Annotated in this window: 28 protein-coding genes and 1 other annotated feature; of the genes, 26 read left to right on the top strand and 2 right to left on the bottom strand. The window is 40.7% G+C overall.

Annotation, left to right across the window (positions count from 1 at the left end; genetic code table 11):
- Positions 1-21: 21 nt before the first annotated feature.
- From QM830_RS04315 to QM830_RS04295, 5 genes are all read left to right on the top strand, one after another.
- Entirely contained in the window at positions 22-453 is a 432-nt protein-coding gene (locus QM830_RS04315; RefSeq protein WP_414325744.1) for a hypothetical protein, read from the top strand.
- A 59-nt stretch (positions 454-512) separates the two neighbouring features.
- On the top strand, positions 513-974 hold the full coding sequence (locus QM830_RS04310; protein ID WP_414325743.1) for a hypothetical protein: 462 nt from the start codon (positions 513-515) through the stop codon (positions 972-974).
- A gap of 30 nt (positions 975-1,004) precedes the next feature.
- The gene (locus tag QM830_RS04305; protein ID WP_414325742.1) at positions 1,005-1,430 is read left to right on the top strand and encodes a hypothetical protein; all 426 of its coding nucleotides are present in this window, start codon (positions 1,005-1,007) and stop codon (positions 1,428-1,430) included.
- A gap of 151 nt (positions 1,431-1,581) precedes the next feature.
- Complete coding sequence (locus tag QM830_RS04300) at positions 1,582-2,004, top strand: hypothetical protein (protein ID WP_414325784.1); 423 nt, start codon at positions 1,582-1,584, stop codon at positions 2,002-2,004.
- Complete coding sequence (locus QM830_RS04295) at positions 1,997-2,206, top strand: hypothetical protein (protein WP_414325741.1); 210 nt, start codon at positions 1,997-1,999, stop codon at positions 2,204-2,206. The genes QM830_RS04300 and QM830_RS04295 overlap by 8 nt, the downstream gene beginning before the upstream one ends.
- A gap of 19 nt (positions 2,207-2,225) precedes the next feature.
- Here the strand turns inward: QM830_RS04295 and QM830_RS04290 are convergent, their stop codons facing one another.
- Positions 2,226-2,654: a DUF6556 family protein gene (locus QM830_RS04290; protein ID WP_414325740.1), complete on the bottom strand. Its 429-nt coding sequence runs from the start codon at positions 2,652-2,654 to the stop codon at positions 2,226-2,228.
- A gap of 192 nt (positions 2,655-2,846) precedes the next feature.
- Here QM830_RS04290 and QM830_RS04285 point away from each other — a divergent pair, with 192 nt between their 5' ends.
- Genes QM830_RS04285 through QM830_RS04275 form a run of 3 tightly spaced genes read left to right on the top strand, consistent with a single transcriptional unit; the run spans position 2,847 to position 5,826 of the window.
- Positions 2,847-3,989, top strand: coding sequence for a cysteine desulfurase family protein (locus tag QM830_RS04285; RefSeq protein WP_414325739.1), 1,143 nt, complete (start codon positions 2,847-2,849; stop codon positions 3,987-3,989).
- An 18-nt stretch (positions 3,990-4,007) separates the two neighbouring features.
- Positions 4,008-5,228: a tRNA uracil 4-sulfurtransferase ThiI gene (gene thiI, locus QM830_RS04280; protein ID WP_414325738.1), complete on the top strand. Its 1,221-nt coding sequence runs from the start codon at positions 4,008-4,010 to the stop codon at positions 5,226-5,228.
- Positions 5,229-5,280: 52 nt separating this feature from the next.
- Complete coding sequence (locus QM830_RS04275; protein ID WP_414325737.1) at positions 5,281-5,826, top strand: hypothetical protein; 546 nt, start codon at positions 5,281-5,283, stop codon at positions 5,824-5,826.
- 168 nt (positions 5,827-5,994) lie between these two features.
- On the opposite strand, the gene ppdK is transcribed toward QM830_RS04275, so the two are convergent.
- Positions 5,995-8,613, bottom strand: coding sequence for a pyruvate, phosphate dikinase (gene ppdK, locus QM830_RS04270; protein WP_414325736.1), 2,619 nt, complete (start codon positions 8,611-8,613; stop codon positions 5,995-5,997).
- Between the two features lie 242 nt (positions 8,614-8,855).
- Here ppdK and QM830_RS04265 point away from each other — a divergent pair, with 242 nt between their 5' ends.
- The 18 genes from QM830_RS04265 to QM830_RS04180 all read left to right on the top strand — a co-directional run bounded on the left by QM830_RS04265 (position 8,856) and on the right by QM830_RS04180 (position 24,803).
- On the top strand, positions 8,856-9,494 hold the full coding sequence (locus QM830_RS04265) for a CBS domain-containing protein (protein ID WP_414325735.1): 639 nt from the start codon (positions 8,856-8,858) through the stop codon (positions 9,492-9,494).
- A gap of 2 nt (positions 9,495-9,496) precedes the next feature.
- Complete coding sequence (locus tag QM830_RS04260) at positions 9,497-10,309, top strand: pyruvate, water dikinase regulatory protein (protein ID WP_414325734.1); 813 nt, start codon at positions 9,497-9,499, stop codon at positions 10,307-10,309.
- A gap of 53 nt (positions 10,310-10,362) precedes the next feature.
- A complete protein-coding gene (locus tag QM830_RS04255) occupies positions 10,363-12,273 on the top strand; it encodes a fructose-1,6-bisphosphatase (protein WP_414325733.1) in 1,911 nt (636 codons plus the stop codon).
- A 187-nt stretch (positions 12,274-12,460) separates the two neighbouring features.
- Positions 12,461-12,548, top strand: a sequence feature (ribosomal protein L21 leader region).
- 34 nt (positions 12,549-12,582) lie between these two features.
- Entirely contained in the window at positions 12,583-12,897 is a 315-nt protein-coding gene (gene rplU / locus QM830_RS04250) for a 50S ribosomal protein L21 (protein WP_003007734.1), read from the top strand.
- Between the two features lie 15 nt (positions 12,898-12,912).
- Positions 12,913-13,257: a ribosomal-processing cysteine protease Prp gene (locus tag QM830_RS04245; protein WP_009731218.1), complete on the top strand. Its 345-nt coding sequence runs from the start codon at positions 12,913-12,915 to the stop codon at positions 13,255-13,257.
- 17 nt (positions 13,258-13,274) lie between these two features.
- A complete protein-coding gene (rpmA, locus tag QM830_RS04240) occupies positions 13,275-13,568 on the top strand; it encodes a 50S ribosomal protein L27 (RefSeq protein WP_003002805.1) in 294 nt (97 codons plus the stop codon).
- A 216-nt stretch (positions 13,569-13,784) separates the two neighbouring features.
- Positions 13,785-14,531: a DeoR/GlpR family DNA-binding transcription regulator gene (locus QM830_RS04235; RefSeq protein WP_009731217.1), complete on the top strand. Its 747-nt coding sequence runs from the start codon at positions 13,785-13,787 to the stop codon at positions 14,529-14,531.
- 165 nt (positions 14,532-14,696) lie between these two features.
- Positions 14,697-15,122, top strand: a complete 426-nt coding sequence (lacA, locus tag QM830_RS04230) for a galactose-6-phosphate isomerase subunit LacA (protein ID WP_414325732.1) — start codon at positions 14,697-14,699, stop codon at positions 15,120-15,122.
- 16 nt (positions 15,123-15,138) lie between these two features.
- Positions 15,139-15,654 carry a galactose-6-phosphate isomerase subunit LacB gene (gene lacB / locus QM830_RS04225; RefSeq protein ID WP_414325731.1) on the top strand — a complete coding sequence of 172 codons (516 nt, stop codon included), beginning with the start codon at positions 15,139-15,141 and terminating at the stop codon, positions 15,652-15,654.
- Between the two features lie 15 nt (positions 15,655-15,669).
- Positions 15,670-16,599, top strand: a complete 930-nt coding sequence (locus QM830_RS04220) for a tagatose-6-phosphate kinase (RefSeq protein ID WP_324737720.1) — start codon at positions 15,670-15,672, stop codon at positions 16,597-16,599.
- Position 16,600: 1 nt separating this feature from the next.
- Positions 16,601-17,581, top strand: coding sequence for a tagatose-bisphosphate aldolase (gene lacD / locus QM830_RS04215; protein ID WP_009731213.1), 981 nt, complete (start codon positions 16,601-16,603; stop codon positions 17,579-17,581).
- A 452-nt stretch (positions 17,582-18,033) separates the two neighbouring features.
- Positions 18,034-18,867 carry a PRD domain-containing protein gene (locus QM830_RS04210; protein ID WP_371610957.1) on the top strand — a complete coding sequence of 278 codons (834 nt, stop codon included), beginning with the start codon at positions 18,034-18,036 and terminating at the stop codon, positions 18,865-18,867.
- A gap of 34 nt (positions 18,868-18,901) precedes the next feature.
- A complete protein-coding gene (locus QM830_RS04205) occupies positions 18,902-19,219 on the top strand; it encodes a PTS lactose/cellobiose transporter subunit IIA (RefSeq protein ID WP_003007713.1) in 318 nt (105 codons plus the stop codon).
- A complete protein-coding gene (locus QM830_RS04200) occupies positions 19,219-20,919 on the top strand; it encodes a lactose-specific PTS transporter subunit EIIC (RefSeq protein ID WP_371610955.1) in 1,701 nt (566 codons plus the stop codon). The genes QM830_RS04205 and QM830_RS04200 overlap by 1 nt, the downstream gene beginning before the upstream one ends.
- Positions 20,920-21,021: 102 nt before the next feature.
- Entirely contained in the window at positions 21,022-22,428 is a 1,407-nt protein-coding gene (gene lacG / locus QM830_RS04195) for a 6-phospho-beta-galactosidase (protein WP_315377470.1), read from the top strand.
- Between the two features lie 127 nt (positions 22,429-22,555).
- The gene (locus tag QM830_RS04190) at positions 22,556-23,458 is read left to right on the top strand and encodes a LysR family transcriptional regulator (RefSeq protein WP_414325730.1); all 903 of its coding nucleotides are present in this window, start codon (positions 22,556-22,558) and stop codon (positions 23,456-23,458) included.
- Positions 23,459-23,461: 3 nt separating this feature from the next.
- The gene (lspA, locus tag QM830_RS04185) at positions 23,462-23,923 is read left to right on the top strand and encodes a signal peptidase II (protein WP_414325729.1); all 462 of its coding nucleotides are present in this window, start codon (positions 23,462-23,464) and stop codon (positions 23,921-23,923) included.
- Complete coding sequence (locus tag QM830_RS04180; RefSeq protein WP_414325728.1) at positions 23,913-24,803, top strand: RluA family pseudouridine synthase; 891 nt, start codon at positions 23,913-23,915, stop codon at positions 24,801-24,803. The genes lspA and QM830_RS04180 overlap by 11 nt, the downstream gene beginning before the upstream one ends.

Genomic DNA, 24,803 nt, shown 5'->3' with positions numbered 1-24,803 from the left:
TGTTTTAGAGAAAGATAGAATATGATAAAACAAACGACGTTTAAATTAATCACTATATTAGCTCTCCTTGCAAGTATAGGAGGATGTACCATAAATTCAAAAGAGCAAACGAAACAAGTACCAATTGCAACCTCTTCGACAAGCAGAGAGGACAAAGAAGCGATAAATAAAAAACAAATCGCTTATCTCAAAGATCATGAGCAAGAAATGACGGCCTATGTGAAAGCACATAATGCTAACATTACGCAGGTGTCTTATGACTGGGACAGTATTAAAACAGTTGTAGGAGGTAATGGAACACCTCAGGGAGGTGATGAAATACTATTAGTATTCGGTTATGCCAATGGAAGTGATCTAACAAATTTTAGCCTGAATTTTACCTTAGACGAAAATAAGATGCCTAAAATAGATTCAATTGGTTCAGACAATTTATATCGGGTAGAAAAGAAATGATCCGTCCGTTAGATAATGAGAGATGCAATAGAGGAATCAGTTTTAAACGAAATAAAATTATGAAAAAACAAATAAACAATCTGGTGATCACAATTACTTTCATTTCAACACTTGGATGTCTAGTAGGATGTGTGAAGCAAGAACGTGAAAAGAGCAGACAAGAGAAAATTGTCGCATCCTCATCAATTAAAGAAGGCAAAGAAGCCATTAAACAAAAACAGCTCGCTTATCTGAAAGAACACGAGCAAGAAATCGTCGATTTTGTGAAGGTTCAAAATCCAAAAGTTGAATCCGTCCAGATTGATTGGAACAGTATGCAAATTGAAGAGTCTGGAAATGGAACGCCTCAGGGTGGTGGATACAATTTATCTATTTCTGGTCAGATTAATCAATTAGCAAACACAAAATTTTCAGTTGATTTTTACCTAGATGATCAAAATAGCCTACCAACTATTAAAAAAATGGGGATGCTTAATGATATTTATATCGAGGAAAATGGTGGTTGGAAAATTTTTTCCTGAGTAAATAGAAGTATTAGTGTTAGGAGGAAAATGAAAAGAAAAATGAAATTTATTCTTAAGTTAATAGCTTTAATGCTTGTTTTCACAAGAATTGGAGGTTGTAGTGTAAATCAAAAAGCCCATACGAAACAAGTACAAACTACCACCTCTTCCTCCACCAAAGAAAATGCAGAAACTGTCACACAAAAGCAAGTAAACTTTTTAAAAAAACACGAGTCCGAAATTACGAACTACATAAAGTCGAATGATCCAAAAGTTGTTCGGGTCAAGTATAACTGGGATAGCGTGAAAGTAGGAGATAGTGGTGCTTTTACGGAATCTGGATTTGACATCCGTTTAAAGGTCTATGGGGCAAATGATAAGGAACTCAATGGCTATTCATTCTTTATTGTCCCAAAACCAAATGTTGAGAATCCAATTTCAATTGATTCAATCTCTGGTTCAAATTTTCCTTAATATAATCAACAGATCATTCTACCTATTAAGAGGAAAGAATTTCAAGAATACTTGAGCTACGAGTTCATAATAGAATCAGAAATAACAGGTGGAAATTTTAGAGAATAAACTGTACAGAATGATAGGGGGACTTATGAAAAGTCGAAAAATTATGATGATGGTTGCTTCAATTGTAGCGCTCCTAAGTATAGGAGGGTGTACCGTGAAACAGAAAGAAGATACGAAGCAAGAGAAAACGAATCTTTCTTCATCTACGAAAGACCTGAAGGAAGAGAAGGAAGCTATAAAGAAAGAACAACTGGACTATCTAAAAGAACACGAACAGAAGGTCATTGATTTAGTCAAAGCACAAAATTCAAAAGTTGAATCCGTTCAGATTGATTGGGATCAGACACAATGGAGTGATGGTGGACTGACAACTCCTGAATATTATATGAATGTTTATGGAGGTATAAATAATATTGAAGAATCGAGTTGGGGAGTAGATATCCCAATTAATGAGGACAATACATTAAATTTAGATGAGATGTATATAGGATCCGACATTAGAATAGGGGGGAGATTACTTGAGTAATTGGCATTTGAGAAGTTTTGACAATCTATATGGTTCATTAGCTGAATCAACTTATCGTGATAGGCCCATGAACTTTCCATATAAACAATTGGATCAAATCCAGGAAGATCACTCAACGCTCAAATGGGAGTACGACAACGAGATCGATGCTTTCTATAAAAATCAGAAAAAGCTGGAATCGAAAGCCAAAAAAAATCAGTAAGATTGTCCTTACTGATTTTTTAGTTGGTTCCGGATGATGCTGTATCTGCGCCACTGTCTGTTGCGGTGGAGCCTTGGTCTTGTGCGGCAGACGAACTAGATTCTGTAGCGGATGAGCTATCGGTTTCTTTTTGTGAACTGGTATCTGTATTGCTTGAATCGGTTTGCGTATTGGCATCTGTATTGGTAGCGCTTGAGTCAGACTCCTTATCGTGAACCACGACGACGCTGGTGCTGCTAGATGGTTTTTCTTCTGTCTTTTGATTGTCTTTATTAAGCAGACTCATAATCGTAATAGAAGTGACGATAATCCCTAAAAGACTAGCAATGGTAGCTACAACTGTTTGAAATAGTGATAGACCTTGTTTGACTTTCTCACCGCGAGAAGGTCTTGTATCTGCTTTTTCCTCTGGTTTTTGGTTTTTATTACTTCTTGAATATTGTGACATGTTCATTCTCTTTCTATCAAAAATTGTTTTTTAACACTTTCTTATTATAAGTCATTTTCTGGAAAATGTCTAAAAAGAACTGAGTTTTAGGGAGTGATTTCCCCTCATCTCTCTTTATCAAATCCTTGTCCCAAGCGGTTAGAAATGATAAAATAGAAGTTACGTAAAAAGAAAGTGATGGATGCGTAGGACATGATTTATTTTGACAATTCAGCAACGACCAAACCCTATCCAGAGGCCCTTGCGACCTATACGGAAGTAGCGAATCGGATCTGGGGTAATCCTTCTAGTTTGCACAATCTAGGTAGTCAAGCTACTCGTGTTTTAGAGGCTTCTCGAAAACAGATTGCAGAGTTAATTGGTAAGAAAGCTGAGGAGATTTATTTCACGTCTGGTGGGACGGAAGGGGACAACTGGGCCCTCAAGGGTGTCGCTTTTGAGAAAGCTCCTTATGGCAAGCATATCATTGTCTCTGACATCGAGCATCCTGCCATTAAGGAATCGGCTACTTGGTTAGAAACGCAGGGATTCGAAGTGGATTATGCGCCAGTGGATGCCCGGGGCTTTGTCAAAGTGGATGCCTTGGCTAACCTACTTCGTCCGGATACGACCTTGGTCTCTGTCATGGCCGTCAACAATGAGATTGGCTCCATCCAGCCCATCCATGAAATTGCTGCTCTCCTAGAAGATCGCCCAACTATTAGTTTCCATGTTGATGCGGTTCAAGCCTTGGCCAAGGTAGCAACGGCGGGCTATCTACCAGAGCGCGTGGACTTTGCGACCTTCTCTAGTCACAAATTCCATGGTCTTCGCGGGGTTGGATTTGTCTATATCAAAGAAGGCAAAAAGATCACCCCTCTCTTAACGGGTGGGGGCCAAGAAAAAGAAATGCGCTCGACAACTGAGAACGTGGCAGGTATCGCAGCAACCGCAAAAGCCCTTCGCTTAGCTATGGAAAACCAAGAAGCTTTTGTCAGTAAGACCCAGCAGATGAAAGAAGTTATCCGCAAAGAATTGGCCAACTATCCTGATGTCACCATCTTTTCTGGTGAGGATCACTTTGCCCCTCATATCTTGACTTTCGGAATCAAGGGAGTTCGTGGTGAAGTAGTGGTCCATGCCTTTGAAGAGTTTGATATTTACATCTCGACCACTAGTGCCTGCTCGTCCAAGGCTGGAAAACCAGCTGGTACCTTGATTGCCATGGGAGTGGATAAGAGTATTGCCCAGACAGCTGTTCGCTTGAGTCTCGATCTGGAAAATGACATGAGCCAAGTCGAGCAATTCTTGACCAAATTCAAACTGATTTACGAAAAAACAAGAAAAGTACGTTAATTTTAGAAGGAAATCAACATGACCTTAACCTATTCAGAAATTATGATTCGCTATGGAGAGCTTTCTACGAAAGGAAAGAACCGTATGCGTTTCATCAATAAACTTCGCAATAATATCCAAGATGTTTTATCTATTTATCCGGCTGTCAAAGTGACAGCGGACCGCGATCGGGCCCATGCTTATCTACATGGGACAGATTATGAGCCGGTGGCAGAATCCCTCAAGCAAGTTTTTGGAATCCAAAATTTTTCACCTGTTTACAAGATTGAAAAATCAGTACCAGCCTTAAAAGCGGCAGTGCAAGGGATTATGAAAGAGATTTACGAAGAAGGCATGACCTTTAAAATCTCAAGTAAGCGGAGTGACCATACCTTTGAACTCGATAGCCGCGAGCTCAATCAAACCTTGGGTGGGGCTGTCTTTGAAGCGATTCCAACGATCCAGGCACAGATGAAAAAGCCAGATATCAATCTGCAAGTCGAAATCCGCGAAGAAGCAGCTTATATCTCTTATGAAACCATTAAGGGAGCTGGTGGCCTTCCTGTTGGTACATCTGGCAAAGGGATGCTCATGCTATCTGGTGGGATCGACTCTCCAGTAGCTGGCTACTTAGCCTTGAAGCGTGGGGTGGATATCGAGGCCGTTCACTTTGCGAGCCCGCCTTATACTAGTCCAGGTGCCTTGAAAAAAGCCCATGACTTAACACGGAAGTTGACCAAGTTTGGTGGCAATATCCAATTTATCGAGGTGCCCTTCACAGAGATTCAAGAGGAAATCAAGGCAAAAGCACCGGAAGCTTATCTCATGACCTTGACCCGCCGCTTTATGATGCGCATCACAGATCGTATTCGTCAAATCCGTGGTGGTTTGGTCATCATCAATGGAGAAAGCCTCGGTCAGGTAGCTAGCCAAACGCTAGAGAGCATGCAAGCCATCAATGCCGTGACCAATACACCGGTTATCCGTCCGGTAGTGACCATGGACAAGTTGGAGATTATCGATATCGCCCAAGCCATCGATACCTTTGAAATCTCTATCCAGCCTTTCGAGGATTGCTGCACCATTTTTGCGCCTGACCGTCCGAAGACCAATCCTAAACTCAAAAATGCGGAGAAATATGAGGAACGCATGGATGTGGAAGCTTTGGTTGAGCGTGCGGTAGCTGGCATCATCGTAACAGAGATCACACCAAAAGCAGAAAAAGATGAGGTAGATGACCTGATTGAGGACCTTTTATAATAGAGACTGGGATTTTCCAGCCTCTTTTTAAAAAGAACTAGAAGGAGAGAAAATGAAAAAAATTATCGTGTTAATGACGGGTTTGCTTCTGTTGACAGGCTGTGTCAAAGTATCCTTTACGAGCTCAAATAAAGAAACAAAAACGAGCCAAACCACAAGCAGTAAGAAAGAAGCCCTGACATTTGTTAGAGCTGACCAGTACAAAGATCAGGACAATGAGATTTTAGAACTTGCTGAAAAGTTTATCAAAGACAATCCGACGCTTGGGGATGCCGGTAAATTATTTGTCTTTTTCCCAGGTTATACGTTTGGAGATGAGGAAACTCGCTTGGCCCTGTTCTTAATGGTGAATCGGACCACTACAACCATTGATCGAGACGCTTCCTTTGTTGTGAACTTGGAATATGATGGAGCACCGATTCTTGAAAATATTACCGTAGATTATCAGATCAACGAATCAGGTGTTTTAAAACCGAATATGGTTTCAGCTATTCCTCTCAAAATCACCAAAGAGCAAGAAGAAAAATTGAATAGCATGACCGATTCGTCGAAAGCTAAAATGAGTTTTAAAGACTTTAAATATAAAAGCAAGGGATAAGAGGAAGAAGAGAAAAAATAATTAGACTTCAATCGCCCTGAACCTAGAGCTATCTTCTAGGTTGAGGGGCTTTTTGATATCAAGATAAAGAAAGGGATCTAGTCTGTAATGGGAAGGCTAGATCCTTTAAAATATAGAGGGTTACAAGATATATTTAGTAAGCATAGCTTAGTTTTTCGCTTGAATCGCTGCTTGAGCGACGGCTAGTCTGGCAGCAGGAACCCGGTAAGGAGAGCAGGAAACATAGGTGACTTGAATGTTTTGGAAGAAGGAGATCGAAGAAGGATCTCCGCCAACTTCGCCACAGATACCGATAGTGAGGTTCGGTTTTACTTGACGGGCCTTGCTGATAGCAATTCTCATTAATTCACCGACTCCCTCCCTATCGATTTTTTGGAAGGGATCAAAAGAAAGAATATCCTTGTCCTTGTAGTGGCCAATGAATTTACCAATATCATCCCGAGAGAAGCCATAGGTCATTTGGGTCAAGTCATTGGTGCCAAAGCTGAAGAAATCAGCCTCTTGAGCCAGTTTATCTGCGGTTAGGCAGGCGCGGGGCAGTTCAATCATGGTACCAATTTCATAAGGGAATGGCTCCTGACCATACTGTTTGAAAAGCTGTTCAATATGCTGAACAAGATACTCTTTGATGCATGCTAATTCTTTTTGATCAGCAATTAAAGGAACCATGATTTCCGGCTTAATCTGTTGACCTTCTTGATGCAATTTGATAGCACTTCTAAAAATAGCTTCTGTCTGTATCTTGTAGATATCCGGCTTGGTTATGCCGAGACGGCAACCCCGGTGTCCCAACATAGGATTGCTTTCCTGCAGACTTTCAATGCGGTCGGCAAGTTTATCAGGAGATTTTTTTAGTTTGCTTGCTAATAATGCAATTTCTTGGGAATCCTTAGGTAGAAACTCATGCATGGGTGGATCGAGCAGGCGGACAATCATTGGTTTATCTTGAACGGTTTGGAACATTTGGTAGAAATCTTCTTCTTGGAATTCTAGGAGCTTATTGAGGGCTTCTTTTGTTTCTTCTTCAGTATCCGCTAAGATGAGGCGACGCATTTCAAGAATCCGTTCTTTTCCAAAGAACATGTGTTCCGTCCGGGCCAACCCGACTCCTTTGGCCCCAAAGTTCATAGCGGTTGTCAAGTCTTTGACAGTTTCTGCATTGGCTCGAACTTGGAGGATGGCGACTTCATCTGCCCAAACAAGCAAGCGCTGGAGGTCTTGATTGTTCTCAACTAGGACAGTTGGAAGTTCGCCACGATAAATGCGACCAGAATAACCATCTACGGAGATGAGATCTCCCTCCCTTAGAACCAGATTGCCACAGGAAAGGCTTTTATTTTCTTCACTGATAGTCAATTCTCCGCAACCAGCGACACAGCAAGTTCCCATGCCACGAGCTACAACAGCAGCGTGGGAGGTCATTCCCCCTTGGCTGGTAACAATAGCTTGGCTGACAATCATGCCTTCAATATCTTCTGGGGAAGTTTCTTGCCGAACCAGGATGACTTTTTTACCTTCTTGATGGATTTCTTTAGCTCGGTCGGCGGTAAAGACGATTTGGCCAGTAGCTGCCCCTGGGCTGGCTGGTAGGCCTTGAGCTAAGATAGGTGCTTTCTCTAAAGCAATTTCTTCAAAGACTGGATGAATCAGTTGACTGATGGAACTAGGAGCGACTCTCAGGAGAGCTTCTTCCTTACTAATTAGACCTTGATCCACCATATCTAGAGCAATCTTTAAAGAAGCTTTGGCTGTTCGTTTACCATTTCGGGTTTGGAGGATGTAGAGCTTGCCTTTCTCAATGGTAAATTCAATATCCTGCATATCCTTATAGTGGTTTTCAAGGATCTTGGCGTAGTCTCTGAAAGCCTGATAGGTTTCAGGTTGGATTTCTTTTAAGGCTGCAATCGGCTCAGGAGTGCGGATCCCAGCTACCACATCTTCCCCTTGAGCATTGAGCAAAAATTCACCAAACAGTTCTTCCTCCCCAGTTGCAGGGTTTCTAGTGAAGCAAACCCCTGTACCACTGGCTTGGTCACTATTTCCAAAGACCATGGCCTGGACATTAACAGCAGTTCCTAAATCATGAGGGATCTGATGAAGCTCCCGGTAAATTCTAGCCCGGTTGTTGTTCCAAGATTTAAAGACTGCTTGGATGGCAGCATAAAGTTGCTCATTCGGGTTCTCAGGAAATTGCTTTTTGTGTGTGGAGTAGATATCTTTATAGTGTTGGATCAATTCTTGTTGCTGGGCTAGGTCAAAATCATGTACCTTTTTATTCTGTTTTTGTTCAAATGCTGCTAGTTGGTCATCAAAAAGTCCCTTATCGATACCATAGACCACATCAGCAAACATCTGGAGTAGACGGCGATAGCAGTTGTAGGCGAAATCAAGATTGGTTTCTTTGGCCAGTAATTGAGTCCGCTGATCATTGAGACCAAGATTGAGAATGGTATCCATCATCCCAGGCATAGAAAATTTGGCCCCGCTCCGGACAGAGACTAAGAGTAAGTGAGGATCTTCTCCGCTAAAGGACTTACTCGTTTTTTCTTCCAGTTGAGCAACTGCTTTCAAAACTTCCTCTTTTAAAGAGGACTCAAAGAAATCAGGATGATCGAGATAGTGGATACAACTTTTTGTGGTGATGGTAAATCCAGGAGGAACCGGTAGTCCCAGATGGCTCATCTCAGCTAAATTAGCGCCTTTCCCACCCAGGAGATCATTGGCCTTTGCACTTCCTTCTTCGAAGGAGTAAATCCATTTTGTCATATAAGCCTCCAAAAAAACTAAATATGTGTCACATTTAAGACAAAAACATTGTATTATACATCACATATATTTGTCAAATAAAACATACATCTTTTTCTGTTGACTAATTGGATTATTCTGCTATAATATTCAGTAAAAAAATGATGATTATTTGAAAGTGAAGGGTGAAAATATGATGAATATTGCTTTGGAGATGTCTGATATAATCATCATGGAGCTAGAAATAGAAAGGCTAGGAAATTTTGAAATTAAGTGAACGTCAAAAGAAAATAGTTGACATTGTAAAATTGCATCAGCCCTTAAGCGGAGAGAAAATTTCTGAGTTATTGGATATTTCAAGAGCGACCCTGCGCCCAGATTTGTCCTTTCTGACCTTGGTTGGTATTTTGAAAGCTACACCAAAAATTGGCTATACCTACTCTGGATTAGATCTCGAAACACTTTTCTTTTTTGATACTTTTCAAAAAGAAGTGGCAGAGATCATGACCTCTCCTGTTTTAGTCACCCAAGATTCCTATATTCAGGATGCCATTATCACCCTATTTATGTATGATGCCGATGTCCTCTATGTTATCGATGAAGACAAGCTTTTACTGGGAATTATGTCCCGTAAAGATTTATTGAGAGCATCTCTTAATTCGAGTATCCAGACCACCCCTGTAGCAGTTTGTATGACTCGAATGCCACATATCATTACCTGTACTAAAGATATGAATATCTTAGAAGCGGCTGCCCTCCTACAAGATCATGCCATCGATTCCTTACCAGTAGTCGATGAGGAGAATGACCGAAAAATTGTGGGAACGGTGACCAAATCAGCCTTGCTCGATTATATTATCCTACAAGCAAGAAGTGCTGAACTGAAGAGTGAAGAGGAATAAATATGAAAAAAGAGATCATTGTATATAGTATTTCAGATTCTTTGGGTGGAACTTCCCAAAAATTATTATCAGCAGTTACGGCACAGTATCCAGATATCATTTTTAATAATAGTTCCCGTTTCCCTTTTATCAATCAAGAAGAGGAACTCTTGGATATCTTATATGATGCCTTAAAGGATGATGCGCTTGTCATCAGCACCTTGGTCAATAGTCAGTTAGCATCAGTAGCTAGGGAATTTAGCCAAAAAAATGGTTTGGCTTATTTAGATCTTATGCATCCATTTTTTGAAATCATCCAAGAAAAAACCGGTACTAGACCAATAGAAGTTCCAGGAACCTTGCACCGCTTGGACAGTGATTATTTTAAGAAAATTTCAGCAATTGAATTTGCTGTGAAATATGATGACGGTAAGGCACCCCAGGGATTTTTAGAAGCCGATTTGGTCCTGCTTGGTGTTTCCCGTACCTCAAAAACGCCCCTGAGTATTTACCTGGCCAACAAGGGCTATAAGGTTGCAAATTTGCCTTTGATCCCAGAAGTTCCTTTACCTCAGGTCTTGGATAAGGTTGATTCTCGTCGCTTGATTGGGCTGATCTGTGAGCCCGAAAAATTAATGAAAGTTCGAAGCCATCGCTTGGATTCTTTAGGATTAACACAAGAAACAAGCTATACGGATTTAGAAAAAATCTATAAAGAATTGGATTATTCCAAGAAGGTCTTTAAACAATATGGCGCTCAAGTCATCAATATGACGGATAAATCGATTGAAGAGACAGCTTTCTTAATTGAGGAGCAAGTAAAGAAGATGAACTGATATTTGAATCAGCGTAGATGAGGTTGTAAATAGAGAATTTTTGGAGAGTTGATATGGAGCAATATAAGCGTATTTTACTAGAGAAATTTGATTCTCGTCAAAAAGTCATTACTGAATTGACTAATCTTGAAGCTATTTTAAACCTACCAAAAGGGACAGAACTCTACATAAGTGATATTCATGGAGAATTTGCGGCTTTTGATTATATTTTGAGAAGTTGCGCTGGAATTTTAAATGAGAAAATTAATGATTGCTTTGCAGCTTCCTTGACACAAGAGGAAAAGAATACACTGTCAGCTCTGGTATCTTATCCAGAGCGAGTTTTGGAAGGAGTGAATAAGGAGAAAGAGTGGTATAAATCAACGATTTCTCAACTCTTGACTCTATTGAGTTTTGTAGCAGCTAAATATAGCCGTTCCAAACTGAGAAAGGCCTTGCCCCAGGAATATGCCTATATTATAGAAGAACTGATCTATAGTGATCTTACGCTAGCTGATAAACATTCTTATTTCCATACTATCTTAAGTTATGTTATTGAACTAAGAGAAGCGGATCCCTTTATCTTGGGAATTGCCAGCAGTATTCGTCGCTTATTGATAGATCACCTGCATGTGGTAGGAGATATTTTTGATAGAGGGGCTGGAAGTGCCCAGGTAATGGATGAGCTTCTTCAGTTTCATTCCTTAGATATTCAATGGGGCAATCACGATATCATTTGGATGGGAGCTTTTTTTGGATCCAAGGCGTGTTTATTGAATGTATTGCGCATTGCAGCACGCTATGGTTATTTATGGGATATCGAAAAAGCTTATGGCTTAAACATTCGATCCTTAACCTTATTTGCGGATAAAACCTACAAAGCCAATCCTAAGTTTAGGCCTATCCTGGGGACAAGAGAGGAGGAATTTACACCAGAAGAAATATTACAGCTGGAAAAGGTCCATCAAGCGCTGGCCATTCTCCAATTTAAGATAGAAACTCAATTGATGAAGAGACGGCCAGAATTTCAGATGGGAAATCAAATCTTGCTGGATAACATTGATTATTGGAAGAATACAATCAGCATTGACGGGAAGAGCTATTCCTTGAAAAATACCTGCTTCCAAACCATAGATCGGGAAAATCCTTCTGAACTATCCTCAGAAGAAAAACAAATAGTAGACAGTATGCTGGCTTCCTTCCAAGGATCTCCCAAAATGGCCAAACATATGGAGCTGTTAATGAAAAAAGGTTCCATGTATAAGGTTTACAATCATCACCTGCTTTTTCATGGCTGTATTCCCTTGAAACCTTCTGGGGAATTTCAACCTCTGCTTCTTCATCAAGCCCAGTATGCGGGGAAAGAATTACTAGACTTTTTCGAATATCATATACGCTTTGCGGCAAAAAACAAAGAAGTTGGGGACGACCTTTCAACGGATTTAGTATGGTATTGCTGGCGAGGGCAATTATCTCCTCTCTTTGGGAAGAATAAGATGACGACCTTTGAACGGTATTTTATTGAGGAGGCAGAAACGCATAAGGAAATAGAAAATGAGTATTTTAGCTATCGCAATTCAAAAAAGATTTGCCAATTAATTTTAGAGGAATTTGGTCTTGAAGCCAAGGTATCTCGCATTGTGAATGGACATACACCAGTGAAGACAGGAAAGGGGGAATCGCCCATTCGGGGTGAAGGACTACTCTTTGTCATTGATGGGGGTCTTTGCGAAGCATATCAAAAGAAGACAGGTACAGCAGGCTATTCACTCCTTAATAATTCCTATGGTTTTCAACTGGTAACCCATCAGCCCTTCCAAGACATTCAAAAGGTAGTAGATTCGCCATTTGAGCAAACTTCCTTGAAGAGGGTTATTGAAGACCTGGAGGACCGTACTCTCATCCAATCCACCACCATCGGTCAGAACTTACTGGAACAACAGCAAGAACTGATCCAATTGCTCCATGAATTTTATGATGGGTGAGATCATTCATAAAAGGAAACAACTAAATCATAAATAGCTTCTTTATAAAGATAGCTGAGATTTATAGAAGTCATTTAATTCTAGTAAACACTTAAAAGAATTTTTTAAAAGAAAATTCGTTTTCAAAGCGCAAAAATGCTTGTCTTTGTCTGATAGAAGTGATATACTAAGAGAGTTGACTATGCACATGCCTGTGCAACCGCTCGATCATCGTTGCTCATTTTCATGAGAATAAGTGGTTCGTCCCACGATGCTAGGCGAGTCTTCACAAAAATACGGGGAAACCCAAAAATACATAGGAGGTGCATAATGAGCACATACGCAATCATTAAAACTGGCGGAAAACAAGTTAAAGTTGAAGTTGGTCAAGCAGTCTACGTTGAAAAATTGAACGTTGAAGCTGGTCAAGAAGTTACATTTAACGAAGTTGTTCTTGTTGGTGGTGAAAACACTGTTGTCGGAACTCCACTTGTTTCAGGAGCTACTGTTGTTGGAACTGTTGAAAAACAAGGAAAACAAAAGAAAGTTGTTACTTACAAGTACAAACCTAAAAAAGGTAGCCACCGTAAACAAGGTCACCGTCAACCTTACACTAAAGTTGTCATCAACGCAATCAACGCTTAATTTTTAGGAGAACACATGATACAAGCAGTCTTTGAACGAGCCGAAGATGGCGAGCTGAGGAGTGCAGAAATCACTGGGCACGCTGGAAGTGGCGAATACGGCTTTGATGTCGTGTGTGCATCGGTTTCTACGCTTGCCATTAACTTTGTCAACTCTGTTGAGAAATTTGCAGGCTATGAACCGGAACTAGAATTAAACGAAGAAGAGGGTGGTTTCATGCGGGTCACAATCCCGACAGACATTCCACCTCATCAAAGAGAAATGACCCAACTATTCTTTGAATCATTTTTCTTAGGGATGGCAAACTTATCGGAGAACTCATCTGAGTTCATCCAAACAAGAGTTATCACAGAAAACTAACATGGAGGAAAACAATTATGTTGAAATTGAATCTTGCTAACTTGCAACTTTTCGCCCACAAAAAAGGTGGAGGTTCTACATCAAACGGACGTGATTCACAAGCAAAACGTCTTGGAGCTAAAGCAGCTGATGGACAAACTGTAACAGGTGGATCTATCCTTTACCGTCAACGTGGTACTCACATCTACCCAGGTGTGAACGTTGGACGTGGTGGAGACGATACTTTGTTCGCAAAAGTTGAAGGCGTAGTACGCTTCGAACGCAAAGGTCGCGATAAAAAACAAGTTTCTGTTTACCCAATCGCAAAATAAAAAGGTTCAGTGAACTTTTTTATTCCGAGCCTTGAAATAAAAAGGTAAGGATGCTTTAAATAGCATAAAATAAGGCTTTCCGAATATATCGGAGAGCTTTTTTCATTGTTTTTGATAGAATTATTTGTTTAAGTCTGTTAATATAATGTTTGATTTTGTGTTTTTTAAAAAATGTAGTATAATAGAGACAAATATAGCAGGAATGGAAGTAGTACCATGAAAGATAGCAGACATGTTGAAATTCTTCAGGAACTGGATCGAAAAAGTGTGGTATCAGTCAAAGAACTCAAGGAACTCTTTGGGGTGACAGACATGACCATTCGTCGCGATCTGATCGATCTTGAAAAACAAGGTCTTTTAGTTCGTGTACATGGTGGAGCCCACAAAAAGGTAAAAGATAGCTTGTTAGAGGCTTCTCACAGTGAGAAAAATCTCATCAATATTGATGAGAAACGAACCATTGCAAAAAAATGTGCAGAGTTGATCGAAAATGGGGATACCGTCTTTATTGGGTCTGGTACGACAACAGATTTTATCGGGGACTATTTAGAAGGAAAGGAAATCAGTATTGTCACCAATTCCCTCCCCATTTTTGAAAAGCTAAAGGATTTTCCAAATTATGACTTGATCTTAGTTGGTGGTCGCTACCGAGTGAAGACACAAACTTTTGTAGGTCAATTTGCTAATAAACTCTTGAAAGAAATCAAGGTTTCTAAAGCTTTCATCGGGGTCAATGGCATCGATGGGCATCATGTTTCCACAGCCAATGAAGAAGAAGGAAATGGTAATGCCATTATTCTAAACAATGCAATTGAGAAATATGTGGTTGCTGATAACAGTAAGTTTGATAGCTATTCTTTCTATAGTTTCTATCGAGTGGAAGACCTGAATGCCATTATTACTGATGATAGTATTCCAAAGAAGATCAAAGACAAATATGCCTTGTATACGAAAATCATATAAAACAAAATATGGTGTATTTATTATTAAAAAATGTTCAAAAACAAACAATTTAATGTTGACTTTCGTTCGAAATAGGTGTAATATAATATCAAAAGTAAGAAAATGTTTCTTTGTGAAAAAATAACAACAGAAATATTGACGAAGCGAATAAAAGGAGGACAGGACATGTCTATTGTACTTGGTGCAGATGCTGCAGGATTAAGATTAAAAGATCTCGTAAAAGACTTTCTTTTAAAAGAGAGTTTCGATGTTGTGGATGTAAGCACAGATGGTCAAGATTTTGTTGATGTGACATTGGCAGTTGCGAGCGAAGTGAACAAAAGCGATCAAAATCTTGGAATCGTGATTGATGCTTATGGAGCTGGTCCGTTTATGGTTGCGACTAAAATCAAAGGAATGGTGGCAGCAGAAGTTTCAGATGAACGTTCTGCTTATATGACTCGCGGCCACAACAATTCTCGAATGATTACCATGGGAGCTGAAATTGTTGGGGATGAATTGGCGAAGAACATTGCCAAAGGCTTCGTCAATGGTAAATACGACGGAGGTCGTCACCAGATCCGTGTCGATATGTTGAATAAGATGTGCTAATGAGAGGAGAATTCAAATGAGAATTGCAATTGGTTGTGATCACATTGTGACAAATGAAAAAATGGCTGTTTCTGATTTTTTGAAATCAAAAGGATATGAAGTGCTCGATTTTGGAACCTATGACCATACGCGGACACACTATCCCATCTATGGTAAAAAAGTAGGAGAAGCCGTAGCAAGTGGCCAAGCAGATCTTGGTGTTTGTATCTGTGGTACTGGTGTTGGGATTAACAATGCTGTTAACAAAGTACCTGGTGTCCGTTCTGCCTTGGTACGCGATATGACAACTGCTCTTTATGCAAAAGAAGAATTGAACGCGAATGTCATCGGGTTTGGTGGTAAAATTACGGGTGAATTACTCATGTGCGATATCATTGAAGCATTCATCCACGCTGAATACAAACCAACTGAAGAAAATAAAAAATTGATCGCTAAGATCCAACATGTGGAAAGCCATAATGCTCATCAAGCGGATGCTGATTTCTTTGCAGAATTCCTTGAAAAATGGGACCGTGGTGAATACCACGACTAAGAGAAGAGGTGACGTATGATATTAACGGTCACGATGAACCCTTCGATTGATATTTCTTATCCTTTGGATGTACTCCAGTTGGATACAGTCAATCGTGTGGCTGAGGTGAGTAAGACAGCTGGTGGGAAAGGTCTTAACGTTACTCGTGTACTTTCTGAGATAAAGGATCCAGTGGCAGCGACTGGCCTACTTGGTGGTCGAACGGGGCAATTCATTCTCGATCATTTAGGAGAAGGGATAGAGGAACGTTTCTTTGAAATTGCTGGAGATACACGTAATTGTATCGCCATCCTTCACGAAGGCAAGCAAACAGAAATCTTAGAAAAAGGTCCAACCATTTCTGAGAAAGAAGGGCAAGACTTTCTCGACCATTATCGTCACTTGGTTGACCAAGTAGAGGTTGTTGCCATCTCTGGAAGTCTTCCTGCTGGTTTACCAGTGGACTACTATGCTAGCCTTGTCAAGATTGCAAAGGATGCTGGGAAACCAGTCGTACTCGATTGCTCGGGAGCTTCTTTAGAAGCTGCCATTCAAGAAGCTGTCAAGCCTACGGTCATTAAACCAAACAATGAAGAATTATCACAGTTGTTAGGAAAAGAAGTGAGTAAGAATGTGGAAGATTTAAAAGAAGTTCTTCAGGATTCTCTCTTTGATGGCATCGAGTGGGTAATTGTCTCCCTTGGTGCAAATGGCGCTTTCGCTAAGCATGGGGATGTCTTCTATAAGGTAGATATTCCTAAGATCGATGTCGTCAATCCAGTCGGATCTGGTGATTCGACTGTTGCAGGGATTGCATCTGGTCTCTATCATCATGAGAGTGACGCAGACTTGCTCAAGAAAGCAAATGTTCTTGGAATGTTAAATGCGCAAGAAGCACAAACAGGACATGTCAACATGGGGCACTATGATGCCTTGTATCAACAATTAATCGTAAAAGAGGTATAAAATGGTATTAACAGAACAAAAACGCAACTATTTGGAACGTCTTAGTACAAAAGACGGTGTCATTTCAGCTTTGGCCTTCGACCAACGTGGGGCTTTGAAACGCTTGATGGCCAAATACCAAGACACTGAGCCAACTGTAGCACAAATGGAAGAATTGAAAGTCCTTGTAGCAGATGAATTGACAAAATATGCTTCATCTATGTTGTTGGACCCAGAATATGGTTTGCCAGCTACGAAAGCCTTGGACAAAGATGCTGGTCTCTTACTTGCCTATGAAAAAACAGGTTACGATACATCAAGCACAAAGCGTCTACCAGACTGCCTCAACCTTTGGTCAGCAAAACGCATCAAAGAACAAGGCGCAGATGCTGTGAAATTCTTGCTCTACTATGATGTAGACAGTGCAGATGAACTCAACCAAGAAAAACAAGCTTATATTGAACGCATCGGTTCTGAATGTGCTGCAGAAGATATTCCATTCTTCCTTGAAATCTTGGCTTATGATGAAGGAATTGCGGATGCTGCGTCAGCTGAATATGCGAAAGTGAAACCTCGTAAGGTGATTGAGGCTATGAAAGTCTTCTCAGATCCTCGTTTCAATATCGATGTCTTGAAAGTGGAAGTTCCAGTTAATGTGAACTTCGTGGAAGGATTTGGAGAAGGAGAAGTAGTCTATAGTCGTGAAGAAGCAGCTGCTTTCTTCAAAGAACAAGAAGAAGCAACTAACCTTCCATACATCTATCTCAGTGCTGGTGTATCTGCAAAACTCTTCCAAGAAACCTTGGAATTTGCGCATGAGTCTGGTGCTAACTTCAACGGTGTTCTTTGTGGACGTGCGACATGGGCAGGTTCAGTAGAAGCCTACATCAAAGATGGAGAAGCAGCTGCTCGTGAATGGCTTCGTACAGAAGGTCGACAAAATATTGAAGAATTAAATGACGTCTTGGCTAAAGTAGCGACACCTTGGACAGAACGCGTATAAGATTCAAATGATGATTGCCTCCTAAAGCAACAGTTAGAGAGTGGGACAGAAATCGGTAATTCGTTAGAATTCTATTTCGTCGTCCCACCTCCGCACAGTTGAGTAGGGCTGTAAAAGCTGATGAAATCAGCGTAGTAGAGCCCACTCAACCACTGCGTCTTGCTCGACAATCCAAAGATGATTGAGAGGCTAGGACTTTTGTCCCAGCCTCTTCATTATTTTAAGGTCTTGTTTCTTTTTTATAAAAAAATGTTTAAAAATTTTCGCTGTAAGGGTTTACAAAACAAAAAGCTTATGATAGAATAAGTTTATAAAGTTGAATAGCAGTGAGCGTTACTAAGTTAGATTAGGCGTGACCACAAGTAGACTGAACAATTAGTGTAGGCTAATTTTTTCAGTTGCTTCGTGGTCATTTTTATTTGCTTTTAACAAATTTTACAAAGGAGAGCCTCATGTATCGTATTATCCATCCAATGAACAATAATGTTGCTTTGGTTCAAAATGAACTACAACAAGAGTTAATTGTTGTTGGGAGTGGGATTGCTTTTGGGAAAAAGAAAAATGATCTAGTAGCTGATGATAAGGTCGAAAAAGTATTTCGTTTAAACACGGATGAGTCAAGAGAAAACTTTATGGCCCTTCTAAAGGATGTTCCTCTTGATTTCATCACAACCACTTATGAAGTGATTGATACCTTGTCTAAGAAATATGCCTATCCTGTTCAAGAATATATCTATGTGACATTAACAGATCACATCTTTTGTTCTTACCAGGCAGTTCAACAGGGAAGATACAAACACAGTGACCTTCCTGATGCGTCTGCTATGCATCCAATTCCCTATAAAATCGCAAAAGAAGCGATTGAGATCTTTCGAAAGCGACTCTTGGATCAATTTCCTGACGATGAAGTGAATCGCATCGCTTATCATTTCATTAATGCACAAGGGGAAATGATTCATGAGCAAGATCCAGATGTCCAGGACCGACAAGTTATTTTGAAAGCTGTAGAAGAAAAACTAGCTCAAAATGGATTGAAACGGAAAGAAGAAAACAGTCATTTCTATGATCGCTTTATGATCCATCTCAATTATTTCCTAGATTCGCTAGATAAGGGAAGAGAAGATCCAGAAGGTTTGAGCGAGATGGAACAACTGATCCAGCTAAGTTATCCAAAGGCTTATGAGATTAGTCATCAAATCTACCAAACCATCGCTGAACAGACAGGAGCCAAGATATCTCCTAATGAAAGAGTCTATTTAGCCCTTCATATTCAACGTCTATTATAAAAATTTTCAAAAGGTATCATAAGGAGGAACCAACATGAATAAAGAAGAAGTCCAATTACTTGGGTTTGAAATTGTCGCTTATGCCGGTGACGCTCGATCAAAATTAGTGGAAGCCTTAAAAGCTGCTGAAAATGGTGATTTTGCTAAAGCAGAATCCTTAGTAGAAGAAGCAGGGTCTTGTATCGCTGAGGCTCACAAATCTCAAACGACCATGCTAGCGCATGAAGCAGCAGGAGAAGAAATCCCCTATAGCATTACCATGATGCATGGTCAAGACCATCTCATGACAACGATCTTATTAAAAGACGTGATTCACCATCTGATTGAACTATATAAAAGAGGAGCAAAATAATGAATAAACTGATTGAACTGATTGAAAAAGGGAAACCATTCTTTGAAAAGATTTCTCGAAACAAATATTTGCGAGCGATTCGGGATGGTTTCATTGCAGGGATGCCTGTAATCTTATTCTCATCTATCTTCATCCTAATTGCGTATGTACCAAACGCTTGGGGATTCCATTGGTCTAAAGATATTGAAACTCTCTTGATGACTCCATATAGCTATTCTATGGGCATCTTGGCCTTCTTCGTTGGTGGGACAACGGCTAAGGCTTTGACTGATTCAATGAACCGTGACCTCCCAGCAACCAACCAAATCAACTTCATTTCTACAATGTTGGCTTCTATGGTTGGCTTCTTGCTCATGGCTGCTGAACCTGCTAAAGATGGCGGATTCTTAACAGCATTCATGGGGACTAAAGGGTTGCTAACAGCCTTTATTGCAGCCTTTGTTACAGTTAATGTTTATAAGGTCTGTGTGAAAAACAATGTGACGATTCGCATGCCGGACGAGGTTCCACCAAATATTTCACAAGTATTTAAAGACTTGATTCCATTTACAGTTTCAATTGTTCTCTTGTATGCACTTGAATTAGTTGTGAAAGCAAGCCTTCATGTAACAGTTGCTGAATCAATCGGTACTCTTCTTGCACCACTATTCTCAGCTGCAGACGGATACCTCGGTATTACTTTCATCTTTGGTGCTTATGCCTTCTTCTGGTTTATTGGTATTCACGGCCCATCTATCGTTGAGCCTGTGATTGCAGCGATCACTTATGCAAATGCCGAAGTCAACTTGAACCTCCTTCAACAAGGTATGCACGCTGATAAGATCCTTACATCTGGTACACAAATGTTCATCGTCACTATGGGTGGTACAGGAGCAACTCTTGTGGTTCCATTCATGTTTATGTGGTTGTGTAAATCGAAACGAAATCGTGCTATTGGACGCGCTTCAGTAGTTCCTACATTCTTCGGTGTAAACGAACCAATCTTGTTTGGTGCACCACTTGTTTTGAACCCAATCTTCTTTATCCCATTCATCTTTGCACCAATTGCAAACGTATGGATCTTTAAGTTCTTTATTGAAACACTTGGCATGAACTCATTTACTGCCAACCTTCCATGGACTACACCAGGACCTCTTGGTATTGTTCTTGGTACAAACTTCCAGTTCTTATCATTCGCTCTTGCAGCATTGTTAATTGTAGTAGATATTGCTATCTACTATCCATTCCTCAAGGTTTATGATGAACAAATTCTTGAAGAAGAACGTTCAGGTAAAGCTAATGATGAATTAAAAGAAAAAGTAGCTGCAAACTTTAACACTGCAAAAGCAGATGCGATTCTTGAAAAAGCTGGTGTTGAAGGTGAACCAGTTCAAAACAATATCACAAAAGAAACTAACGTATTGGTTCTTTGTGCCGGTGGTGGAACTAGTGGACTTCTTGCCAACGCTTTGAATAAAGCTGCTGCAGAATACAATGTTCCTGTGAAGGCTGCTGCTGGTGGTTACGGTGCTCACCGTGAAATGTTGCCAGAATTTGACCTTGTTATTCTTGCTCCTCAAGTAGCTTCAAACTATGAAGATATGAAGGCTGAAACAGATAAACTTGGAATCAAATTGGCTAAGACTGAAGGAGCTCAATACATCAAGTTGACTCGTGATGGTAAAGGCGCTCTTGCATTCGTTCAAGAACAATTTCAATAATAAATACATTTACTGTTGATTAAAGTGAGATGGAGAAGGATTGCTCACTGACTCCTCTCCATCTTGCTTTATTTTTATTTTATGATTGAGAAGGGGAAACTTATGTCAAAAACATTACCTAAAGATTTTATTTTCGGTGGCGCAACAGCAGCTTACCAGGCAGAAGGTGCGACTCATACTGACGGAAAAGGACCAGTTGCATGGGATAAATATTTAGCAGACAACTATTGGTATACTGCTGAACCAGCGAGTGATTTCTACCATAAATATCCAGTAGACTTACAGTTGGCGGAAGAATATGGCGTAAACGGAATTCGTATTTCTATTGCTTGGTCACGTATTTTCCCAACTGGCTATGGTGAAGTCAATCCAAAAGGGGTAGAATTCTATCATAAGTTATTTGCAGAATGTCATAAACGTCATGTAGAACCATTCGTAACTCTTCACCACTTTGATACTCCTGAAGCTCTTCACTCAAATGGAGACTTCTTAAATCGTGAAAATATCGAACACTTTGTAGATTATGCTGCTTTCTGTTTTGAAGAATTCCCAGAAGTCAACTATTGGACAACCTTTAATGAAATTGGCCCAATCGGTGATGGTCAATACTTAGTCGGTAAATTCCCACCAGGTATTCAGTATGACCTTGCCAAAGTTTTCCAATCACACCACAATATGATGGTTTCGCATGCGCGTGCTGTGAAATTGTATAAAGACAAAGGTTATAAAGGCGAAATCGGGGTCGTTCACGCCCTTCCAACTAAGTATCCATTGGATCCTAAAAATCCAGCTGACGTTCGGGCGGCTGAATTGGAAGATATCATCCATAACAAGTTTATTCTAGATGCAACCTACCTTGGACACTACTCAGATGCAACCATGGAAGGGGTAAACCACATCTTATCCGTCAATGGTGGTAGCTTGGATCTTCGGGACGAAGACTTTGCAGCACTTGAAGCAGCTAAAGATTTGAACGACTTCCTTGGAATTAACTACTACATGAGTGACTGGATGGAAGCCTTTGATGGCGAAACTGAAATCATCCACAATGGTAAAGGGGAAAAAGGAAGCTCTAAGTACCAAATCAAAGGTGTTGGACGTCGTGTGGCTCCTGACTATGTCCCTCGGACAGATTGGGACTGGATCATCTATCCGCAAGGCTTGTATGACCAAATCATGCGCGTCAAGAAAGATTATCCAAACTACAAGAAGATCTACATCACTGAAAACGGACTGGGATACAAAGATGAATTTGTGGACAACACAGTTTACGATGATGGCCGGATTGATTATGTGAAACAACACTTGGAAGTCTTGTCGGATGCGATTGCTGATGGTGCAAACGTCAAGGGCTACTTCATCTGGTCACTCATGGACGTCTTCTCATGGTCTAATGGTTATGAAAAACGTTACGGACTCTTCTACGTTGATTTCGATACACAAGAACGTTATCCTAAGAAATCGGCTCATTGGTACAAGAAATTAGCTGAAACTCAAGTAATTGAATAAGTATCAACTGGAACTGTTTTAGTTCCAGTTTTTTTATTTTCACTTGATGAAGGTCTCTTAAACCCATCTCTTCTTTCAGCCCCTAATTTATGGTATAATAGATCGATACTGTAATAAGGAAAATAGAATGAATATACAACAATTACGATATGTAGTGGCGATTGCCAATAGTGGTACTTTTCGTGAAGCTGCTGAAAAAATGTATGTGAGTCAGCCGAGCTTGTCCATATCCGTCAGAGATCTGGAAAAAGAACTGGGCTTTAAGATTTTTCGTCGGACCAGTTCTGGGACTTTTTTGACCCGTCGAGGAATGGAATTTTATGAAAAAGCGCAGGATGTGGTCAAAGGGTTTGATATTTTTCAAAATCAATATGCTAGTCCTGAAGAAGAGAAGAATGAATTCTCCATTTCTAGTCAACACTATGACTTCTTGCCACCATTGATAACGGAATTCTCGATCCGCTATCCGGAAAATAAAAACTTCCGCATCTTTGAGTCAACGACGGTCCAAATTTTGGATGAAGTGGCTCAAGGGCATAGTGAGTTGGGGATTATTTATCTCAACCGTCAAAATACCAAGGGGATTATGCAACGGGTTGATAAATTAGGGCTTGAAGTGGTGGATTTGATTCCTTTTCAGACTCATATTTACCTTCGCAAGGGACACCCTCTGGCTAAGAAGAAAAAACTGGTCATGGAAGATCTAGCTCAGTTGCCAACTGTTCGCTTTACCCAAGAAAAAGATGAGTATCTCTATTATTCAGAGAATTTTGTCGATACCAGTTCGAGCTCCCAAATGTTCAATGTAACCGACCGGGCTACCTTGAATGGGATCTTGGAGCGGACAGATGCTTATGCGACAGGATCAGGCTTTTTAGATAGCCAGTCAGTGAATGGCATTACCGTGATTCCTTTAGAAGACAACTTGGACAATAAAATGGTCTATGTCAAACGCGAAGAGATGGATCTCTCCCCTGTAGCAGAGAAGTTTGTCACGGTCATGGTAGAGTATTTTGATCAAAAGAGGTAAGAAATGAAGAGAAAAACAATGGTTCCGGTAGCAATCGTGCTATTGGTCCTACTGGATCAGTTGGTCAAATGGTATGTAGTCAAGAACATTCCACTGGGTGTCATCAAATCCTTTGTCCCCCATGTGGTCAGCCTGACCTATCTTCAAAATACAGGTGCAGCCTTTTCGCTTCTTGAAAATCAGCAATGGTTCTTTACCATCATCACGCTCCTAGTGATGGCGGGAGCCTTTTACTATCTTTATAAGCACCTCAAGGGGTCGCTTTGGATGGTGACGGGCTTGACCTTGGTGATTGCAGGTGGCTTGGGGAATTTTATCGATCGCCTGCGTCAGGGCTTTGTGGTCGATATGTTCCACCTGGATTTTATGAATTTTGCCATTTTTAATGTGGCGGATAGCTATTTGACAGTTGGAGTTTTCTTGCTCCTGATCCTGATGTTGAAAGAGGAAATGCATGGAAATTAAAATCGAAGTAGCCGGTGCGCGACTGGATAAGGCTTTGGCAGATTTGACTCCCTTGTCACGAGCTGTAGCCAATGAGCAGATCAAAGAAGGAAAAGTTCTGGTCAATGGAACTGTGAAAAAGGCTAAGTATACGGTCAAACAAGGAGACATCATCCAGTATGAAGTCCCAGAAGTGGAAGAGGTCAGCTATGAAGCAGAAGATCTGCCCTTAGACATTGTCTATGAGGACCGGGATGTCGTCGTCGTCAATAAACCCCAAGGTATGGTCGTTCACCCCAGTGCCGGCCACACCAGTGGAACCTTGGTCAATGCCCTTTTATACCATGTCAAAGACCTTTCAGGAATCAATGGGGAATTGCGTCCAGGAATCGTCCACCGGATTGACAAAGACACGTCAGGCCTCTTGATGGTCGCAAAAAATGACCAAGCCCACGTCGCCTTAGCAGAGGAGTTGAAAGACAAAAAATCTCTCCGGAAGTATTGGGCCATTGTCCATGGTAATCTTCCGAATGATCGGGGCATGATCGAAGCACCAATTGGTCGCAGTGAAAAGGACCGAAAAAAACAGGCGGTGACGGCTAAAGGAAAACCTGCTGTGACCCGTTTTCAAGTCTTGGAACGCTTTGGGGATTACACGCTGGTAGAGTTGCAACTGGAGACCGGTCGGACCCACCAAATTCGGGTGCACATGGCCTATATTGGCCATCCAGTAGCTGGAGATCCTGCTTATGGTCCTAAGAAGACACTTAAAGGACAAGGGCAGTTTCTTCATGCACGAACACTTGGCTTTACTCACCCTCGCACAGGAGAGACTTTGGAATTTACAGCAGAAGTGCCAGCAATCTTTGAGAAAACGCTGGAAGACATTCGAAAAGGATAA

The sequence above is a fragment of the Streptococcus sp. OMI750 genome, from assembly GCF_047463895.1.
Classification (GTDB): Bacteria; Bacillota; Bacilli; order Lactobacillales; family Streptococcaceae; genus Streptococcus.
This window is presented reverse-complemented; position numbering and strand designations above follow the sequence as displayed.

What these genes read in the sequence shown, in the direction of transcription:
- QM830_RS04305 (WP_414325742.1), top strand. Translation starts at nt 1,005, where the DNA reads ATGAAAAGAAAAATGAAATTTATTCTTAAGTTAATAGCTTTAATGCTT.
- QM830_RS04245 (WP_009731218.1), top strand. Translation starts at nt 12,913, where the DNA reads ATGATACAAGCAGTCTTTGAACGAGCCGAAGATGGCGAGCTGAGGAGT.
- QM830_RS04260 (WP_414325734.1), top strand. Translation starts at nt 9,497, where the DNA reads ATGAAAAAAGAGATCATTGTATATAGTATTTCAGATTCTTTGGGTGGA.
- lspA (WP_414325729.1), top strand. Translation starts at nt 23,462, where the DNA reads ATGAAGAGAAAAACAATGGTTCCGGTAGCAATCGTGCTATTGGTCCTA.
- thiI (WP_414325738.1), top strand. Translation starts at nt 4,008, where the DNA reads ATGACCTTAACCTATTCAGAAATTATGATTCGCTATGGAGAGCTTTCT.
- rpmA (WP_003002805.1), top strand. Translation starts at nt 13,275, where the DNA reads ATGTTGAAATTGAATCTTGCTAACTTGCAACTTTTCGCCCACAAAAAA.
- QM830_RS04235 (WP_009731217.1), top strand. Translation starts at nt 13,785, where the DNA reads ATGAAAGATAGCAGACATGTTGAAATTCTTCAGGAACTGGATCGAAAA.
- QM830_RS04275 (WP_414325737.1), top strand. Translation starts at nt 5,281, where the DNA reads ATGAAAAAAATTATCGTGTTAATGACGGGTTTGCTTCTGTTGACAGGC.
- lacB (WP_414325731.1), top strand. Translation starts at nt 15,139, where the DNA reads ATGAGAATTGCAATTGGTTGTGATCACATTGTGACAAATGAAAAAATG.
- QM830_RS04220 (WP_324737720.1), top strand. Translation starts at nt 15,670, where the DNA reads ATGATATTAACGGTCACGATGAACCCTTCGATTGATATTTCTTATCCT.
- lacD (WP_009731213.1), top strand. Translation starts at nt 16,601, where the DNA reads ATGGTATTAACAGAACAAAAACGCAACTATTTGGAACGTCTTAGTACA.
- QM830_RS04205 (WP_003007713.1), top strand. Translation starts at nt 18,902, where the DNA reads ATGAATAAAGAAGAAGTCCAATTACTTGGGTTTGAAATTGTCGCTTAT.
- QM830_RS04315 (WP_414325744.1), top strand. Translation starts at nt 22, where the DNA reads ATGATAAAACAAACGACGTTTAAATTAATCACTATATTAGCTCTCCTT.
- QM830_RS04310 (WP_414325743.1), top strand. Translation starts at nt 513, where the DNA reads ATGAAAAAACAAATAAACAATCTGGTGATCACAATTACTTTCATTTCA.
- QM830_RS04300 (WP_414325784.1), top strand. Translation starts at nt 1,582, where the DNA reads ATGATGATGGTTGCTTCAATTGTAGCGCTCCTAAGTATAGGAGGGTGT.
- QM830_RS04255 (WP_414325733.1), top strand. Translation starts at nt 10,363, where the DNA reads ATGGAGCAATATAAGCGTATTTTACTAGAGAAATTTGATTCTCGTCAA.
- rplU (WP_003007734.1), top strand. Translation starts at nt 12,583, where the DNA reads ATGAGCACATACGCAATCATTAAAACTGGCGGAAAACAAGTTAAAGTT.
- ppdK (WP_414325736.1), bottom strand. Translation starts at nt 8,613, where the DNA reads ATGACAAAATGGATTTACTCCTTCGAAGAAGGAAGTGCAAAGGCCAAT.
- lacA (WP_414325732.1), top strand. Translation starts at nt 14,697, where the DNA reads ATGTCTATTGTACTTGGTGCAGATGCTGCAGGATTAAGATTAAAAGAT.
- QM830_RS04180 (WP_414325728.1), top strand. Translation starts at nt 23,913, where the DNA reads ATGGAAATTAAAATCGAAGTAGCCGGTGCGCGACTGGATAAGGCTTTG.
- lacG (WP_315377470.1), top strand. Translation starts at nt 21,022, where the DNA reads ATGTCAAAAACATTACCTAAAGATTTTATTTTCGGTGGCGCAACAGCA.
- QM830_RS04200 (WP_371610955.1), top strand. Translation starts at nt 19,219, where the DNA reads ATGAATAAACTGATTGAACTGATTGAAAAAGGGAAACCATTCTTTGAA.
- QM830_RS04290 (WP_414325740.1), bottom strand. Translation starts at nt 2,654, where the DNA reads ATGTCACAATATTCAAGAAGTAATAAAAACCAAAAACCAGAGGAAAAA.
- QM830_RS04210 (WP_371610957.1), top strand. Translation starts at nt 18,034, where the DNA reads ATGTATCGTATTATCCATCCAATGAACAATAATGTTGCTTTGGTTCAA.
- QM830_RS04190 (WP_414325730.1), top strand. Translation starts at nt 22,556, where the DNA reads ATGAATATACAACAATTACGATATGTAGTGGCGATTGCCAATAGTGGT.
- QM830_RS04285 (WP_414325739.1), top strand. Translation starts at nt 2,847, where the DNA reads ATGATTTATTTTGACAATTCAGCAACGACCAAACCCTATCCAGAGGCC.